This is a genomic window from Derxia gummosa DSM 723, from assembly GCF_000482785.1.
Taxonomy (GTDB): domain Bacteria; phylum Pseudomonadota; class Gammaproteobacteria; order Burkholderiales; family Burkholderiaceae_E; genus Derxia; species Derxia gummosa.
In genome coordinates, this window is sequence record NZ_AXWS01000014.1 from 65,936 (window position 1) to 82,374 (window position 16,439).

11 protein-coding genes are annotated in these 16,439 nt (G+C 71.5%); 7 read left to right on the plus strand and 4 right to left on the minus strand.

What is annotated here, in order from left to right; all coding sequences use genetic code 11:
* Positions 1–65: 65 nt before the first annotated feature.
* A complete protein-coding gene (locus H566_RS0113845; protein WP_028311905.1) occupies positions 66–1,307 on the minus strand; it encodes a polyhydroxyalkanoate depolymerase in 1,242 nt (413 codons plus the stop codon).
* Between the two features lie 253 nt (positions 1,308–1,560).
* On the opposite strand from H566_RS0113845, the gene H566_RS0113850 reads away from it, so the two are divergent.
* From H566_RS0113850 to H566_RS0113875, 7 genes are all read left to right on the plus strand, one after another.
* Positions 1,561–2,229 carry a glutathione S-transferase gene (locus H566_RS0113850; protein ID WP_028311906.1) on the plus strand — a complete coding sequence of 223 codons (669 nt, stop codon included), beginning with the start codon at positions 1,561–1,563 and terminating at the stop codon, positions 2,227–2,229.
* A 71-nt stretch (positions 2,230–2,300) separates the two neighbouring features.
* Positions 2,301–2,579, plus strand: coding sequence for a hypothetical protein (locus tag H566_RS0113855; RefSeq protein WP_028311907.1), 279 nt, complete (start codon positions 2,301–2,303; stop codon positions 2,577–2,579).
* A 208-nt stretch (positions 2,580–2,787) separates the two neighbouring features.
* Entirely contained in the window at positions 2,788–3,255 is a 468-nt protein-coding gene (locus H566_RS28415) for a CsgE family curli-type amyloid fiber assembly protein (protein ID WP_156924441.1), read from the plus strand.
* Between the two features lie 6 nt (positions 3,256–3,261).
* Complete coding sequence (locus H566_RS0113860) at positions 3,262–3,678, plus strand: curli assembly protein CsgF (protein ID WP_028311908.1); 417 nt, start codon at positions 3,262–3,264, stop codon at positions 3,676–3,678.
* Positions 3,678–4,610 (plus strand): CsgG/HfaB family protein, encoded by a 933-nt coding sequence (locus H566_RS25120; protein ID WP_245591361.1) that lies wholly within the window; start codon positions 3,678–3,680, stop codon positions 4,608–4,610. Before H566_RS0113860 ends, H566_RS25120 begins: the two co-directional genes overlap by 1 nt.
* Positions 4,610–5,263, plus strand: a complete 654-nt coding sequence (locus H566_RS28420; RefSeq protein ID WP_084545105.1) for a hypothetical protein — start codon at positions 4,610–4,612, stop codon at positions 5,261–5,263. The genes H566_RS25120 and H566_RS28420 overlap by 1 nt, the downstream gene beginning before the upstream one ends.
* A 54-nt stretch (positions 5,264–5,317) precedes the next feature.
* Positions 5,318–6,469: a hypothetical protein gene (locus H566_RS0113875; protein WP_028311909.1), complete on the plus strand. Its 1,152-nt coding sequence runs from the start codon at positions 5,318–5,320 to the stop codon at positions 6,467–6,469.
* Here H566_RS0113875 and recD read toward each other — a convergent pair.
* From recD to H566_RS0113890, 3 genes are read right to left on the minus strand one after another with little or no spacing between them, the layout of a single operon-like run.
* Positions 6,419–8,446 (minus strand): exodeoxyribonuclease V subunit alpha, encoded by a 2,028-nt coding sequence (recD, locus tag H566_RS25130; protein WP_051378767.1) that lies wholly within the window; start codon positions 8,444–8,446, stop codon positions 6,419–6,421. The genes H566_RS0113875 and recD overlap by 51 nt on opposite strands.
* Complete coding sequence (locus H566_RS0113885) at positions 8,443–12,597, minus strand: UvrD-helicase domain-containing protein (protein ID WP_028311910.1); 4,155 nt, start codon at positions 12,595–12,597, stop codon at positions 8,443–8,445. The genes recD and H566_RS0113885 overlap by 4 nt, the downstream gene beginning before the upstream one ends.
* A complete protein-coding gene (locus H566_RS0113890) occupies positions 12,594–16,292 on the minus strand; it encodes an exodeoxyribonuclease V subunit gamma (RefSeq protein ID WP_028311911.1) in 3,699 nt (1,232 codons plus the stop codon). Before H566_RS0113890 ends, H566_RS0113885 begins: the two co-directional genes overlap by 4 nt.
* Between the last annotated feature and the right edge of the window lie 147 nt (positions 16,293–16,439).

Genomic DNA, 16,439 nt, shown 5'->3' on the forward strand with positions numbered 1-16,439 from the left:
GCCTCAGGAGGCGCCGATCCCCGCTCCGCGGCGCCCCAGCGAACAGACAGGCCGCAGCCGCCCGATCACCCGTTCGCCGCGTGAATCGAATCCCGCACGATCGGATAGATCCCGTTCGTCCACTTCCGTCCGCTGAACACGCCGTAGTGCCCCACGCCGGTCTGGATGTGATGCGTGCGCAGATAGGGCCGCACGCTGCGGCACAGCTCCTGCGCCGCCATCGTCTGGCCGATCGAGCAGATGTCGTCGCGCTCGCCTTCCACCGTCAGCAACGCCGAGCGCCGGATCGCCGCCGGATTGACGCGCCGGTCGCGCCAGTTCAGCAGGCCGCGCGGCAGCAGATGCTCCTGGAAGATGTTGCGCACCGTCTCCAGGTAGAACTCCGCCGGCAGATCGGCGACCGCCAGGTACTCCTCGTAGAAATCGGCGATCTGCGCCGCCGCCGCGTCATCGCCCGCGACCATGTGGTCGTACATCGCCTTGAAGCTCTGCATGTGCCGCTCCAGGTTCATGCTCATGAACGCCGTGAGCTGCACGAAGCCCGGATACACGCGCCGCCCGAAGCCCTTGTGCGGCGCCGGCACCGTGCTGATGAGCTTGGTCTCGAACCATTCGATCGGCTTGCTCGTCGCCAGCTCGTTCACCTTGGTCGGGTTGATGCGGCAATCGACCGGGCCGGCCATGAGCGTGAGGCTCAGCGGCTGGGCCGGATCGTCGTCCTCGGCCATGATCGCCGCCGCCGCGAGCGACGCCGGGCAGGGCTGGCAGATGCTCATCAGATGGCTGCCCTCGCCCATCGCGCGCAGGAAATCCATGATGTGCTCGACGTACTCGTCGAAGCCGAAGCGCCCCGCCAGCACCGGCACGTCGCGCCCGTTGGACCAGTCGGTGATGTACACCTCGTGGTCGGTGAGCATGGTGCGCACCGTCTCGCGCAGCAGCGTCGCGAAGTGGCCCGACATCGGTGCCGAAAGCAGCACGCGCGGCTCCCCTTTCACGCCTTCCTTGCGAAAGCGCACCAGCTTTGCGAACGGCGTCTCGGTCACCACCTCCTCCACCACCGCGAAGCTGCCGCGCGGCGTCTCGACCTTCGCGATGCCGAACGGTGGCCGCTTGTGCGTCAGCCGCATGCGCGTGAACACGTCGCAGGCGGCACCGAAACGACGCAGCGCGCTCGGCTGCTCGATCTCGTAGCCGCTGTCGGCGAGGCCGCGCTCCATGGCCTGCGCGAAGGCGGCACCCGCCTGCGCGAACATGCGCCACGGCGCGATGAGGTCGTTCTGGAGCTGGTAGGCGGTGTAGGACATCGATCGTTCTTCCGTTGCGGCGCCGGGCGCCATGCGTTGGCGCATCGGCAGCAAGTTGCGGGCCACTTCATCGCAATGGCGCGGAGTTTGCGAGCCCGTCCGTCGGAGGATGCGCGGGAACAATGCCGGTGCATATGCCGATGGTCCCGACTGGAATGCGGCGCGTAATCTCGATCCGACGGCTGGCGATCCCGGCCCCGCATGGCGCATCCCTCACCCATTGCAGGCGCCAAGACCCGAACGGAGACCTTTCATGCCCCAGGCCACTTCCCCCGCGGTGCTCACGATCAGCAGCAAGAACTACTCGTCGTGGTCGCTGCGTGGCTGGCTGCTTGCCCGCCTCGCCGGCATCGACTTCGTCGAGAACGTCGTCTCGCCCGACGACCCGTCGGCGCGCGCCGAGCTGCTGCTGCTGTCGTCATCCATCCTCGTGCCCGCGCTCAAGCATGACGACGTGACCGTGTGGGACACGCTCGCCATCGCCGAGTACCTCAACGAACTCAAGCCCAAGGCCGGCCTGCTGCCCGCCGACCGCGCGGCGCGCGCGCATTGCCGCGCCATCAGCGGCGAGATGCATTCGGGCTTCAGCGCGCTGCGCTCGGCACTGCCCATGAACCTGCGCGGCCACTTCCCCGGCTTCAAGGTCTGGACCCGCGCCCAGGCCGACATCGACCGCATCTGCGCCATCTGGAACGACTGCATCAACCGCTACGGCGGCCCCTTCCTGTTCGGCAAGAAGCCCACCATCGCCGACGCGATGTACGCGCCGGTCACGACGCGTTTCCGCACCTACGACGTCAAGCTCGACCGCGTGAGCTACGCCTATTGCGACACCATCCTCGCGATGCCCGAGATGCAGGAGTGGATCGCGGGCGCGAAGGCCGAGCCGCTGGAATACGACGAACTGGAAGCCGAGTTCTGAACCGTCTGAAGCTGCGGCGCGCGGCGCCCGAGGTCACGCCGCGCGGCGAGCTGTGGCGCCGCGAGGAGCTGGTGAGCCTGCTGAGCGGCGCCGGCACGCTGGCGGGCTTGTGCATCACGGTGGTCGCGCTCATGAAGACCATCGGCGGTGGCACGGCCACGATCGTCGATGACCTGTTCGCGCTCGGCGCGTTGCTGTTCCTGCTGTGCGTGTACGCGATCTTCTGGGCGCTGCGCACGCGCCGGCCGCAGCTCGTGCGCCGGCTCACGCTGCTGGCCGACGCGCTGTTCCTCGTCGCGCTCACGCTCATGACGGGCGCGGCCTTCGTGCTGGTCTATACGGTGTGGTGAGGCCGGTCGGTGCAAGCCACCGGCAAATGCTTCGCGCCGCGCCCGCCATGCGCTCGGGCCACAACGCCCCACCGTTTGCACGGCCAAAAAAGTCCGACCCGAATACGAGCCGAAAGCAACATTCCGGAAACGCCCATTCCTGCAATTCGGCCGATTGTCGGGATCGGACAAAGGCGATCCGGCCATAAAAATTGCCGTGATAGCTTGCGTGGAATTCGTCCCATGGGATGTTTTCCACCTCCGGATCATGCGCCATTTCATCCTCGCTTCCGCCAAAGCAATCGCTCTGGCCGGAATGTGCGCAGGTGCAAGTGGCAGTGCTCACTCGCAGCAGGTTGCTCACGACGACCCGCGCATTGGTGGTGTCGCGATCGACCAGACTATTACGGTCAATGGTCAGCTCTATTACCGATATTTCTCGTCCTTCTGGCGCGACAAGGAAGCGGCTGATCGTTTCGTGATTTCAGTTCACGAAAAACCATCTGCCCGCTGGGGCAGCAGCATTTTTGTCGAATACCGGCAGCAGCGCATTCATCAGGCGCGTCTGCCCAATGCTTCCGGTCGTATCGAAGCAGTTGCGCGTGAAGCCGCCGAGCAGTGCTACCAGAATCTTCTCGATACCGAAGCCAGCCGCCTGCTTTTTCGCGAGGCGGATCTCGGCCCGGACGAACTCTGATTTCTCATGAAGCTTCGCTCCATTGCCCTTGCCACCGCGTGTTTCGCCTCGATCCCCGCCTTCTCCACCGAACTGGTTTATGTGCCGATCAATCCGGTTTTTGGCGGCAGCCCGCTCAACGGAGCGGTGCTGCTGAACAACGCCCAGGCAGAAAACAAGAAAGTCGATCCGGCCAGCAAAGCCGCCAGCAGTCGCACGAATGCACTCAAGGATTTCAATGATTCGCTTCAGCGCGTAATTCTGAGTCGACTCGCGTCGGCGGCTTCGACCAACATCTTCAATTCGGATGGCCGACTGATTCCGGGCACAATCGAGACCGGTGATTTCCGCATCACGATTCTCGATACCGGGGGCGGAGTGCTCAGCATTACCACGATCGACAAGGCCACGGGCGAATCGACCACGTTTCAGGTCAGCCAGTAATGGAGATTCCTGCCCGCAAATGGCTGGCACTTGTGGCTGGCCGGCATGCAGCCACAATGATCGCGGCAATCAATACGGTCATCCAGCTTGCGGCCTGTGCCGCCCCCGGGACTCCAGCCGCTCCTCACGGCAATGCGGCATTGACACCCGCAACCGCCATTACCCGCGATCTCGTGCAATTGCCTCCACCACGCGGACGGATCGTCGCTGCCGTATACGGATTCCGGGATCAGACAGGGCAATACAAGCCTTCGCCCGACAGCTCGTTTTCGACTTCCGTCACGCAGGGCGCAGCATCATTGCTGATAAAGGCACTGACCGATTCAGGCTGGTTCGTGGCCGTGGAGCGTGAGAATCTTCAGGATCTGCTCACCGAGAGAAAAATTATCCGCGCACTGGAGAACCCTGGCGACAAATCGGCGCCGGGTGTGAATCTCCCGCAGTTGATGCCGGCAAACATCCTGATCGAGGGCGGCGTCATCAGTTATGAATCAAACGTGCGGACCGGCGGCAACGGTGCGTTATATCTGGGCATCAGCCTGTCGGAGCAATATCGGATCGATCAGGTGAGCGTCACCTTGCGAAGCATCGATGTACGTACCGGACAAATTCTTAATTCGGTATCCACCACCAAGACCATCTATTCACAGGAACTCAAGGGCGGCATCAACCGATTCGTGAGTTTCAAGGAATTGCTGCAGATGGAAAGCGGCTACACGCGCAACGAACCGGCTCAGTTGTGTGTGCGCGAAGCCATCGAGGCGGCGGTCGTGCATCTGGTCGTGCGCGGCGTGCGCGACGGACTGTGGGCCTTCGACCGCTCTGAAGACATGGCGTCGCCCCTGGTTCGGCGCTATCTCGCTGAAGGCTACGACGGTGTGGCGCCATCGCTTGGTGCCACGTCCGTCGATGAGACCGACAAGGGAAGCTGATGACGACTTTGCATGTCCACACAGGGCTCCATTCAGCAAAGAGGGCCGATCTGGCAAAGACCGCCAGCCTTTCGATTGCCTGGATCTCATTCCCGCCAATTGGGTCGGCATCGCCCCGACGGCAATTCCCCGCGCTGCGACGGCCGGTCCACGCCCTGTGGATCGGCCTGCTGCTGTTCTCGGCCCAGGCTTTTTCGGCCGATCTTGTGGAAGGCCGCGAATTCGGTGCGGCCGATATTCCCTCAGCCGCGCCCCGCATTCCGCTCAGTGCGGTCATTCAGCAATCTGGGAATCGCAACCAGGCAATGATCGATCAATCCGGCCAGACACTGGACGCACGCCTGATCCAATCGGGCAATGACCAGTCCGTGACGATCCTTCAGTCCGGCATCGGCCATTCCGCCGACATCACGCAGCGGGGTGGCTCGAATTCGGCCGCACTGGCGCAGATTGGAGAAGCGAATCGGGCAATCCTGATACAGGACGGGATCGGCAATCGGATCGATGCGGCGCAGGCAAGCGCCGCCGGCGCCCTCCGTATCGAGCAGATCGGCAATTTCAATCAGGCCGACATCCGCCTGCGCAGCGGCAGTTCGCCGCTGTCGGTGGAGCAGCGCGGCCAGGCAATGACGACCCGGGTGATCCAGTTTTGAGGGCGCGGATCGCCATTTGACAAAGCCCCGACCAACCAACATCAGGAAGACGACATGAAGCGAATCCCGATCGCCGTCGCGATTGCCACGGCGCTTGCCGGCACGCCGCTGGCCGTCATGGCCGCCGAAGCCAGCATCAATACGACCGGCACGTCGAATCAGGCTTATGTGAGCCAATCCGGCAACCAGACCGAATCGGCCGTCGTCGTGCAAAGCGGCAACAACAACAATGTCGGCACACCGGGTTCTGGTGCCTATTACTACGCCAATGGCGGCATCAATCAGAATTACAGCAACAACGCCAAGGTCAGGGTCTATCAATCGGGCAGCAGCAATTCTGCGGGCGCTCGCCAGGATTACGTGACGAATGCGACGGCCACCATCCAGCAATCGAGCGGTGCCTACAGCAAGAGTGCTTCCATCACCCAGACTAATGGTTCCTCACTGACCGCCACGATCTATCAGAACAATACGCAATATGGTTCGGCTGCCATTGCTCAATCGGGCAACAACCAGCGCGCAAATGTCACTCAGCAAAGCGGCGCCAACTACACCAATGCCAGTCTGAGTCAATCGGGCTTCAACAATGCGGCGGCGGCGCAGCAAATTGGCTCAACGTCGTACTCAAGCTATTACGGCACGCCGAGCTCGTCCATCACGACTTCGCAGAGTGGCAATGACAATACGGCGTCCGGCCTTCAGGATCGGGTGAGCGGGGGGAATATCTCGATTTCACAATCGGGCTCCTTCAATACGGCCAATGCCACCCAGGAGCGCTCGACCGAAGGCTACTATTATTACGGCTATCCGTATTACTACTACGGATATGGCGCAGCGCCGATTGGCTCGTCCAGCATTTATCAGACCGGTTTCCTGAATAGCGCCAGCAGCGTGCAGCAAAGTGCCCAGTCGCTGTCCAGTTCGATTTCGCAATCGGGCAATCGAAATCGTGCAACGACGATGCAGATAGGCAGCTCCAATTCGGCGTCCATTTCGCAGTCGGGGGACGACAACATTGCGTCGGTGATGCAGACCGGGGCGTCCGGCAGCGCCAGCATCACTCAGGTCGGCAGCCTCCACGTCGCGTCCGTGCAGCAAAGCGCCGCGTCGTCGAGCACGGCCTGGATCTCGCAGACCGGCGCTGGCCAGCGTGCGTCAGTCACGCAGGTCGGCAGCGGTCATGCCGCTGGCATCTACCAGCGCTGATGCAGGGGCGGATCCGCAAGCGGCAAGCGCGCGCAGCCGGTCGGCCAGCCCCGAATGCCGCCGCGTGACGCGGCCGACGCAGGCCGCGAGCAGCGCCGGATCGGCCCAGAGCCTCAGTTCGCGGCGCGCGCGCGTCACCGCCGTGTAGATCAGCTCGCGCGCGAGCAGGCGCTGGGCGGCGCCCTCCACCGGCGGCGGCAGCACGATCTCGACACGGTCGAATTCCGAGCCTTGCGCCTTGTGGATGCTGAGCGCCCAGGCGGTCTCGCAGGCCGGCAGGCGCGTGACCGCGAAATCGCGCAGCTCATCGCCGAGGCGGAACCAGGCGCGCGGCCCGTCCTCGCCGTGCAGCACGAGGCCGACATCGCCGTTGGCGAGGCCGGTGCCGGGATCGTTGCGCGTGACGAGCAGCGGCCGGCCGTGCGGCCAGTCGCCGGCCAGGGCGGCATCGGCGCGGCCGGCGTCGGCGAGGCGGCGCGCGACCAGCCGGCCGAGCGCGGCATTGAGCGCGCGCGTGCCGCGCGGGCCGTCATGCACGGCGCAGAGCACGCGGGCGCGCTCGAAGGCGGCGAGCGCGGCGGCGGGTGCGCAGTCGGGCCGGGCCAGCTCGGCCAGCGTCGTGTCGAACAGCGGCAGCAGCTCGCGCGCGAGCGCGGTGTCGCCGAGCGGGCGGGGGTCGAGGCTGACGGGGGCGCCGCCGCCCGGTAGCGCGAGCGCGTCCAGCACGGCGGTGGCCTTGCCCGAGCGCAGCGCGGCGGCGAGCCGGCCGACCGGGCTGTCGGCCGCGAAGCGCTGGCCGGCGGCGAGTCTCGCAATCGCTTGCGGCAGCGGCGGCGCATCACCAGCGGCGAGCTCGGCGAGGACCAGGCCGGTCTCGACCGAGGCGAGCTGGTCGGGATCGCCGAGCAGCACGAGCCGGGCGCCCGGGCGCACCGCGTCGGCCAAGCGACGCGCGAGCGTGAGGCCGAGCATCGAGACTTCGTCGATGACGACGAGGTCGGCGTCGAGCGGCCGGCCGGCGTGATGGCGGATGGCGTCGGCCTTGCCGGGCACGAGGCCGAGCAGCGCATGCACGGTGCGCGCGGGCGGCAGATGGCGGCGCCGCGCCACGAGGTCGGCCGGCAGCAGCGCGAGCTGGCTCGCGAGCGCCTCGTTCATGCGCGCGGCGGCCTTGCCGGTGGGCGCGGCGAGCAGCACGCGGGTATCGGGCTCGGCCTCGAGCACGGCGGCGATGCAGCGCGCGACGGTGGTGGTCTTGCCCGTACCCGGCCCGCCGGTGATGACGACGAGCCGCTGCGCGAGCACGCGCTCGACGGCGGCGCGCTGGGCCGGGTTGGGGCGCAGGCCGTGGAAGAGACGATCGACGAGGGCGGAGACGGCGCCGGTCGCGGCGGGAGAGGTGCCGGCCGGCGCTTGCGCCGGCGGTGGAAGCAGCTCGGCGAACAGGTCGCCGGTGACGCCTGCGGGCAGCGCCGCGCCAGCGCCGGCCGGCATCGGCGGCGCGACCGGATCGGCCTCGCCCGCAAGCGCGTGCAAGGCGACCGCGAGCCTCAGTTCGGAATCGAAATGCCGCGCGAGGTAGAGCCGGCCGTGGTCGTCGAGCACGAGCGGACGGTCGGGCGGTGGCGCGACGCGCTCGCCGGGCGCGATGGCCGGGCCGGCATCGGCGGTGGACGCGGCCTCCACGGCCTGCCCGTCGGCGCGCACCGCGAGCACGACCGGCGAGGCGAGCAGCACGCGGCGCAGCGCGGCGGCGCCGAGGCCGGCGCTGGCGGCGAGTTCATCGAGTGGCAGGCAGGCGTGGCCGGCCGCGTGGGCCTCGACCAGGGCTTCGGTGGCGACGGCGAGATGGCGCTCGGCCGCCGCCGCGCCGCCGAGCCGGGCGTGATGGAAGCCGATGAGCCTGCCGAGCGCGCCGCCGAGGCCGGGCGTGGCGCCATCGAGCAGCAGGCCGATGCCGGGACGGGCGATGCTCATGCGGCCTCCTTGCGGCCTTGCGCCGGCCGGTCACCCCAGGGCAGCGCGCGGTCGAAGGCGAGCAGCGCCGCCACGTCCACGGGCACATGGCAGACGCCGTTGCCGGGCAGCGCGGGCGTCATGCCGCGCAGGAAGAGGTAGAGCGCGCCGCCGAGATGGCGCGCCGGGTCGTAGCCGCGCAGCCGCAGGCCGAGCCAGCGGTGCAGCGCGAGCAGGTAGAGCCAGGCCTGGAGGCGGTAGCCCTCGGCTGTCATGGCGGCGTCGAGCGCTGCGGGGCGGTAGTCGGACAGGCGGTCGCCGAGCCAGTTGGACTTGTAGTCGGCGAGCCACCAGCGGCCGTCGTGGGCGAACACGAAGTCGATCACGCCGCGCAGCCAGCCGCCCGCGATGCCGAGCCGGCCGGTATCGACCGGTGGCAGCGCGACGCCGTGCTGGCGCAGCGCGTCGAGGCCACGTTCGAGCGCATGCGGTGAAAGCGGTATCGCAAATTCGACTTCACGCGCGGTATGGGCGCGCGGAAGGCTGGCGAGACTGGCGCCGGCCGACGCGGCAACCGCGCGCGGGACGCCGGACGCGCCGGACGCGCCGGTGCCGGGTTCGGCCAGGGCGGCGAACAGCGGCGCGGCGCCGATCGCGTCGATCCAGCCGGCGAAGGCGGCGCGGCGGTCGGCGGGGCCGGCGGCCGGCGCGGCGTCGGCGGGTGCGACCGAGGGCGGCGCCTCCGCCGTGCCGCCGAGGTCCATGCCCCCGCCGGAATCAGCCGTGCCGGTGAGCGCGCCGCGCGGCCAGGGCAGCGCGGGCTGGCGCGCGGCGGGGCGGGTCCAGTCGAGCGGCTCGAGGAAGGCGTGCAGCTCGACGCCGGCCTCGGGACCGCGCGGCCAGTGCCAGCGCAGGTCGGCGTCAGCCTGCACCTCGGCAGCGCGCAGTACATCGGCGGTGCGACGCGCCTCGGCCGCCACCGCGAGATCCGCGGCGGCATCGGCGTCGGGGCCGGTCGGTGCATCGACGGCGCGCCCGGCTTCACGCAGCGCGCTGCCGGCGAACTCGTCGCGCTCGGCGGCATGGTCGCCGGCGTCGCCCCGGCCGTGCAGCAGGCCGGTGAAGCTGGTGTAGCGCCAGGCCGGCGCGATCCAGCCGGGCGGCGCGGCGGCGGCGAGCGCGAGATCGTCGGCGCCCTCGGCGAGCAGCGGGCCGATGTTGCGCGGCTCGGGCGGCGGCGCGACGGCGATGGCCTCGGGCGCGCGCTCGCGGATCGCGTCGAGCGCGGCGCGCACCGCGTCGGGCTCGGCCTCGCCGTCGAGCCCGAGCAGCCAGCCGAGCGCCGATTGCGCGAGGCCGTCGAAGGGGCCGGCCACCGCGAGGCAGGCCTGCCTGGCGCGCGTGACCGCGACGTAGAGCAGGCGCAGCGCCTCCTCGGCTTCCTCGTCCCAGGCGGCGAGCGTGGCCGCGTCGTCGGCCGCGAAATGCAGCGTCGGCGCGCGCGTGGCGGGGTCGTGGAAGAACACCGGCCCGGCCGCCGCGACGGCCGACTTCGGCCCGCCCTCGGCCTTGGGCGGCTTGCGCGCGGCCCAGAGAAAGGGCAGCACGACCACCGGGTACTCCAGGCCCTTGCTCTTGTGGATGGTGACGATCTGCACGAGGTTCTCGTCGCTTTCGAGGCGCAGCTGGGCGGTCTCGCCGGCGCTGCCGGGCGCGTCGATGCGCGCGGCGAGCCAGTCGGCCAGCGCCTCGGGGCCGGGCAGGTCGCGCGCGGCGGCATCGCACAGTTCCATGAGGTGGGCGCAGTTGGCGAGCCGGCGTTCGCCGTCGGCGAGCACGCCGAGCCGGCCGGCGAGGTCGTGGGCGAGCGCGAGGCCGCGCAGCATGGCGAACACGCCCTGGGCGAGCCAGACCTCGCGCGCGGCGGACAGCAGCTCGAAGCCGTCGGCATGGCGCGGGAGGACGGAGGACGGGCCTGCAAGCGCTTGCGGCGCGTCCGGGGCGGTACCCGACGCGGCGGTGCCGGGGCGGGCCGCGCCGGCACCGGATACGCCCGGCGCGGCGACGCCCGCCATGCCGGACGGTACCGGCGCGCTGGCCGCCTCGTCGGCCAGCGCGCGCCGCCCTTCGAGCACCTCGGCGGCGCTCCAGCCGAACCACGGCCCGGCGAGCGCGGCGCGCGCGGCGACGCTGTCGCGCGGGTTGGCGGCGCCGCGCAGCAGGTCGAGCAGCGCATGCGCCTCGGGCGTCTCGAACACCGCGCGCCGGGCGCTGAGCGCACAGCCGATGCCGGCCGCGAGCAGGCTGCGGCGCATCAGTTCGCCCTCGGCGTTGGTGCGCACGAGCACGGCGCAATCGCCGGGCGCGAGCGGACGGCCCTGGATGCGGGCGCCGGTGCTGCTGTCGCTGCCGGCCCGCTTCGCCGTCGCGCCGGCCGCCAGCAGCTCGGCCAGCGCCGCCGTGGCCGCGCGCGCCGCGTCGCCGAGCCGGTCGGCCTTGGTGTCGGCGGCCGCGTCGAGCCAGAGCCAGCGGAAGGGCGCGGGCGCCACGCCGTCGACGAGCAGCGGCGGCACCGTGGCGCCGGCCTCGGCGGGCGGATAGGGCAGCCTGGGCAGGCGAAACGGATGCTCGCGCGCGAACAGCGCGTTGAAGGCGGCGAGCAGCGGCGCGGTCGAGCGGCGGTTGTGCACGAGGCTGCCGGCCGACTCGGCGCGACCGATGGCGTCGTAGTAGGCGTCGAGGTCGGCGCCGCGAAAGGCGTAGATCGCCTGCTTCGGGTCGCCGACGAACAGCGCGAGCGCGCTGTCGCCGCGCTCGCCGTAGATGGCGCGGAAGATGGTGTTCTGCGTCGGGTCGGTGTCCTGGAACTCGTCGATGAGGGCGGCCGGATAGCGCTCGGCCAGCGCGGCGCCGAGCGCCTCGCCGCGCGCCGGATCGAGCAGCGCGTCGCGCAGCCGCGTGATGAGGCTGGAGAAGCCGAGGCCACCGGCGCGTTCGAGCCGCCCGGGCAGCTCTCTGCAAACGCTTGCAAACGCGTCGCGCAGCGCCCACGCGACGACCTTGCGGCCGGCGCCGGTCTCCTCGACGGCGGCGGCGCAGAAGGCGTCGATGCGCGCGCACAGCGGCTGCGTGAAGCGCGCGGTGGCGCCCTTCTTCATGCGCGAATGCAGGCGCTCGGCGCCGAAGCGGGTGAAGGCATCGAGCGCGTCGGCGTCGGGCAGCGCGTCGCTCCAGACGGCGGCGTCGATGCGCGCCTGCCAGCCGTCGATCCAGGCGGCGCGGTAGGCGGTGCCACTCAGGTCCTTGCAGGCGCGCACGGCGTCGGCCAGCACGGCGCCGTCGCGCTGCCAGTCGGCGCGCAGCGCGGCCCAGTCCCGCGCCAGGCCGGCCAGCGCGCTGCCGAGTTCGGGCGGCTCGCCGCCGAGGCAGGCCGCGCCCTCACGGTTGAGCAGCGGGCCGATTCTTTCGGCCAGCACGGCGGGCGCCTCCCAGGCGGCCTGGACGCGCGCGGCGAGCCAGGGATGGAGCGGCGCCGGGCACCAGGCGGCGTCGGTCGGATCGTGGGCGACGACCTTGCGCCGCCACCAGTCGGCGACGGTCTCGCGCACCGCGCCGGCGATGTCGTCGAGCAGTTCCAGCTCGAAGCGCTGGCGGCCCGAGAAGGCACGCTCGGCGAGCGCGCGCTGGCAGAAGCCGTGGATCGTGAAGACCGAGGCTTCGTCATAGCTGCGCAGCGCGGCGACGAGCTGGCGACGGGCAAGCGCGAGATCGGGCAGCGCGGCGGTGTAGCGGGCGCAGAAGCCGTCGTCGTCGGGCTGGCGAAGGCTTGCGGAGCCGCCGGGCGCGAGGTCGCCGGACGACGCCGGATCGTGGGCGTCGCGGGCGGCGGCGAGACGCCATTCGACCCAGCGCAGCAGCAGGTCGAGCCGGTCGCGGATGCGCGCGCGCAGTTCGGCCGTGGCGGCCTTGGTGAAGGTGACGACGAGGATGCGGCCGATCTCCAGCCCGCGCTCGATCACGAGCCGCGCGACCAGGCCGGCGAGCGTCCAGGTCTTGCCGGTGCCGGCGCTGGCCTCGATGTAGCGCAGGCCGGTGAGCGGAGCGTCGAAGGCGGGGATGGCTGGCGCGATGGCGGCCGGCGTGCCGGCGTGAAGCTGATCGGGCGGCGTCATTGCAGTTCCTCTTCCCAGGCCTTGAGCCGCGCCCCGATGACCTTCTGATTGATGACGACCGCGTCGAACGCGGCGCCGTAGAGCCGCAGCGCGAGCGTGGGGAAGTCTTCGGTCCAGGGTGTGGCGACGCTGGCGGCGAAATCGGCGGCGTCGGGGATGTGGTCGGGCGTGCCGCCGAAGATGAGGCGCCAGGCGCCGTCGTCGCGTTCATGCGCGCGGTCGCCGGCCCAGAACTGGGCTTCGGCGGCGGCGCGTGGCGGCGGCTCGCCGCGCTCCTTCCAGCGGCCGAGCAGGCCCCAGGCGGTGCGCGCCGGGCACCACGGCGGCGCGGTGAGGCCGAGGCGCGCGTCGGCCACGAGACGTTCGAGCGGCGCGCGCCAGTTGCCGTCGGGCAGCTCGACCATCAGCGCCTCGCCGTCGGCGCAGAGGTGGATGGTGGGGCCGACCTGCCGGCCGGCGTGGGCGCAGGCGAGCAGGTGCGCGACCCACAGTTCGGCCCGCATGCGCGCCGAGCCGCCGCGCTCGACGAGGTTCCAGGCGCCGAGCGCGTGGATGTAGGGCAGGCGCGCGACGACGCGCTCGGCGCCGAGCCTGACGAGCACGTTGCGCGGCGGCTCGCTCGCGGCGAGCAGCGGCAGCGCGCGGCGTTCGAGCGCCTGGGCCTGCTCGACGATGCGCTCGCCGAACAGCGCGCCGGGCACGCCGGACGGGATGCGCGCGTCGGCCTCGGCGCGACCGCGCAGGCTGGCCGCGTCGGCGCCCGCGAGCAGGCGACGCGCGAAGTCGTCGGCGAGGCCGGCGGCGCCGAAGCGGTCGAGCGCGAAGGGTTCTTCGGGCTCGGGCGCGGCCTCGTGCCAGGCGGTGGCGAGGCCGAGGCGACGGCGCAGGAAGAAGCGCGCCGGATGGGCGAGGAAATCGCGCAGGAAGCCTGCGTCGAGGTCGGCGCCGGAGTCGGCGGGCGCGGGCAGCGGCGCGGGCAGGAAGGGCCGGACGGCGAGCGGGCCGAGCGCGCGGGCGCTCGCGGGGCGCGTGACGTTGGCGGCGGCGGCGACCAGCTCGGTGCGAAAGCTGCGCTGCGGCGGCGTGCGCGCGGCGCCCTCGCCGGCCGGCGGCGGCGCGCCGAACAGGCGCGGGCTGAAGGCGTGCAGCGGGTGGTCGATGACGAGGCGCTCGCGCAGCGGGAGCGGCCTTGCAATCGTTTGCACTGCGGCCGCGTCCGCGCCGGACGACGCGCGCCCCGCAGCGCCAGCCGTCGCATCCGCCGTGCCGTCATGTCGCCCGATCCAGTCGAGCAGCTCGGCCACGACGATCGCGGGCGGCAGCTCCTCGCCCGTCTGCGCGTCGAAGCCGCGCCACGACAGATGCACGGCCTCGCGCGCGCCGAGCAGCGCGGCGAGGAAGGCGGCGCGGTCGTCGATGCGGCGGGCGCGCTCGTTGCCCTTGGGGTCGGGCGCGAGCAGGTCGAACTCGACGCGTTGCGGGCTGCGCGGGATGGCGGCGTCGTCGAGGCCGAGGATGGCGATGACGCGGTAGGGGTGGTGGCGCAACGCGCCGTAGGTGGTGAAGGTGATCTGCCCCTGCGGCACGGCGCCGGGCGCGCTCGCGTCCAGCTCGCAGGCGAGGCGGTCGCGCATGAGCGCGAATTCCACCGGCGCCTCGTGGCCGCCGGCCGCCGCGTTGCGCGCGACGCGACCAAGCGCCTGTTGCAGCCGGGCCATCGCGTCGGGCACGTCGTCGGGCGCCGCAAGCGCTTGCATGAAGATGGCGCCGAGCCAGTCGGCCCAGTCGCGCACCGGGCGCGGGCGGGCGATGCCGGCGCGCAGCTCGGCCACGACGCGGGCCCAGTCGAGCAGGCCGCCGAGGGCGTCGAAGGCCGAATCGTCGAGGCCGGCGTGCGGCAGCGTGCCCGCGAACACGCCGTCGCCCGCGCCGCGCTCGCCGAAGGCGATGCCGAGCAGCAGCCGCTCCAGGCCCCAGGCCCAGGTATGGCGCGGATCGGCCGGCGCTTCGTGGGAGGCGCGGTCGGCGGCGTCGAGCGCCCAGCGCACGCCGGCGCCGGCGAGCCAGTCGGGCAGCAGGGCGAGCGCGCTGTCGTCGAGGCCGAAGCGGCGCGCCACCGGCGGCAGGCGCAGCAGGTCGAGCGCGGCATCGACGCCGAGGCGCGAGCTGGCGAAGTCGAGCAGCGCGAGCGAGGCCTGGCCGAGGCCGCCGTCGCCGGGCTGCGCGAGGCCCGACACCGCGTAGGCGATGCGGCGCTCGCGCGGCTGGGTGCCGAACACGGCGTGGATGGCGGGCGCGGCCACGTCCAGCTCGGGCAGCCAGACGAGGATGTCGCCGGGCTTGAGCGTGCGGTCGGCCGCGAAGCGCGCGAGCAGCGCGTCGTGCAGCGCCTCCAGCTCGCGCACGAGGCCGTGGCAGCGGTGGAAGCTGAGCGAGCGGTCGGGCAGCGGGTCGGGCGCGGCGGGCTGGCCGGCGGCCGGCGGCTCGCGCGCGGCATCGGCGCGGCGGGCCGGGCGCGCGGCGGACGACGAGGCGGGCGCGGCGAGCGTCAGCCGCACCGCGTCGTCGAGGTCGAACACCGAGCGCTGGATCTGCGCGAGCAGGCTGCTGCCCTCGGGCGGCGGCTCGTCGAAGAAGTCGATCGGCTCGCTCACGGGCGGCGGCGGGCGCTTCGCGGCCTCGGCGGTGGACGGGTCGAGCAGGCGGTCGAGGTCGCGCGCGGCGTCGATCGCCTGGGCGCCGAAGGCGGCGAGCAGGCCGTGGCCGATGTCGTGGGCGTCGGCGGCGTCGGGCTCGTCGCGTTGCAGGCGGGCGCGGCGCTTCTCGCTCACGAGGTCGGCGAGGTAGTGCGGCGACGGCGTCTGGGCGTAGACGATCACGTCGGTGTGGCGCGCGAGCGCCATGAAGGCGCGCCAGTAGATCGGCGCCATCGCGGGCAGCGCGAACAGGTGCAGGCGCGGCGGCAGCGCGCAGTCGGTGCCGCGCTGGTCCAGCTCGGCGATGAGGCGGTCGAGCGGATGCACATGCCCCTCGAAGCCGAGCCGCGCGACGATGCGCCGCCACAGCGCGGCCTGCCAGGCCTGGGTCGCGGGCTGGCCGGCGGCGGGCACCTCGCGGCCGGCGGCCCATTCGCCGAGCCATTCGGGGCGGATCGACAGATAGCCGTCGAACACGCGCGCGAGCCGCTCGGCGAATTGCAGGCGCGCGAGCGGGTCGGCGGCGTCGAGGTAGGCGAGCAGTGGCGCGAGGTCGGCGACGCTGGCGCCGGCGATGGCGCGCGCGCCGTCCGGGGCGGTGCCGCGCATGCCGGCGCCGGCCGGCGGCGCGGCGGCGCCCGGGGCCGAAGCGCCGCCCTCGCCCGCCGCGCGCGCCTCGGCCGCGAGTCGCTCGGCCTCGTCGAGCAGCCGCCACACCAGCGCGCCGGGCGCGAAGGGCGGGTCGGCATCGGTGCCGGGCACGCATTCGACCGCGATGTTCCACAGTGCCTGGGCCGCGTAATCGACCGCGAGGCTCACGCCGATGCCACGCGTCTGCGCCATCCGCTGGAGCAGCCAGCGCCCGGTGCCGAGGCTGCCGACCACCACGCGTTCGGGCGCGAGCAGTTCGGCCGGATCGGCGGGCGGGCGGCGGTCGAGCAGACCGAGAAAGACCTGGGCGAGCGGTTCGAGCGACTGGCTGCGGATGATCTGGAGCATCGGGCGAGTATGCCGGGCGTGTCCGGCGCGAGGCGGTGACGGGTCTGTCGATGGCGAGGTGCGGGCAGCCGCGGCGCAGCGGCAGGAACCGCTGCGCCTGCCGGGCCGACGGGCGCGGCGCGCTGCCGTCTGACACAAGCCCCCTGC

Coding starts and splice junctions, on each gene's coding strand:
- H566_RS0113845 (WP_028311905.1), bottom strand. CDS start 1,307: ATGTCCTACACCGCCTACCAGCTCCAGAACGACCTCATCGCGCCGTGG.
- H566_RS0113850 (WP_028311906.1), top strand. CDS start 1,561: ATGCCCCAGGCCACTTCCCCCGCGGTGCTCACGATCAGCAGCAAGAAC.
- H566_RS0113860 (WP_028311908.1), top strand. CDS start 3,262: ATGAAGCTTCGCTCCATTGCCCTTGCCACCGCGTGTTTCGCCTCGATC.
- H566_RS25120 (WP_245591361.1), top strand. CDS start 3,678: ATGGAGATTCCTGCCCGCAAATGGCTGGCACTTGTGGCTGGCCGGCAT.
- H566_RS28420 (WP_084545105.1), top strand. CDS start 4,610: ATGACGACTTTGCATGTCCACACAGGGCTCCATTCAGCAAAGAGGGCC.
- H566_RS0113875 (WP_028311909.1), top strand. CDS start 5,318: ATGAAGCGAATCCCGATCGCCGTCGCGATTGCCACGGCGCTTGCCGGC.
- recD (WP_051378767.1), bottom strand. CDS start 8,446: ATGAGCATCGCCCGTCCCGGCATCGGCCTGCTGCTCGATGGCGCCACG.
- H566_RS0113885 (WP_028311910.1), bottom strand. CDS start 12,597: ATGACGCCGCCCGATCAGCTTCACGCCGGCACGCCGGCCGCCATCGCG.
- H566_RS0113890 (WP_028311911.1), bottom strand. CDS start 16,292: ATGCTCCAGATCATCCGCAGCCAGTCGCTCGAACCGCTCGCCCAGGTC.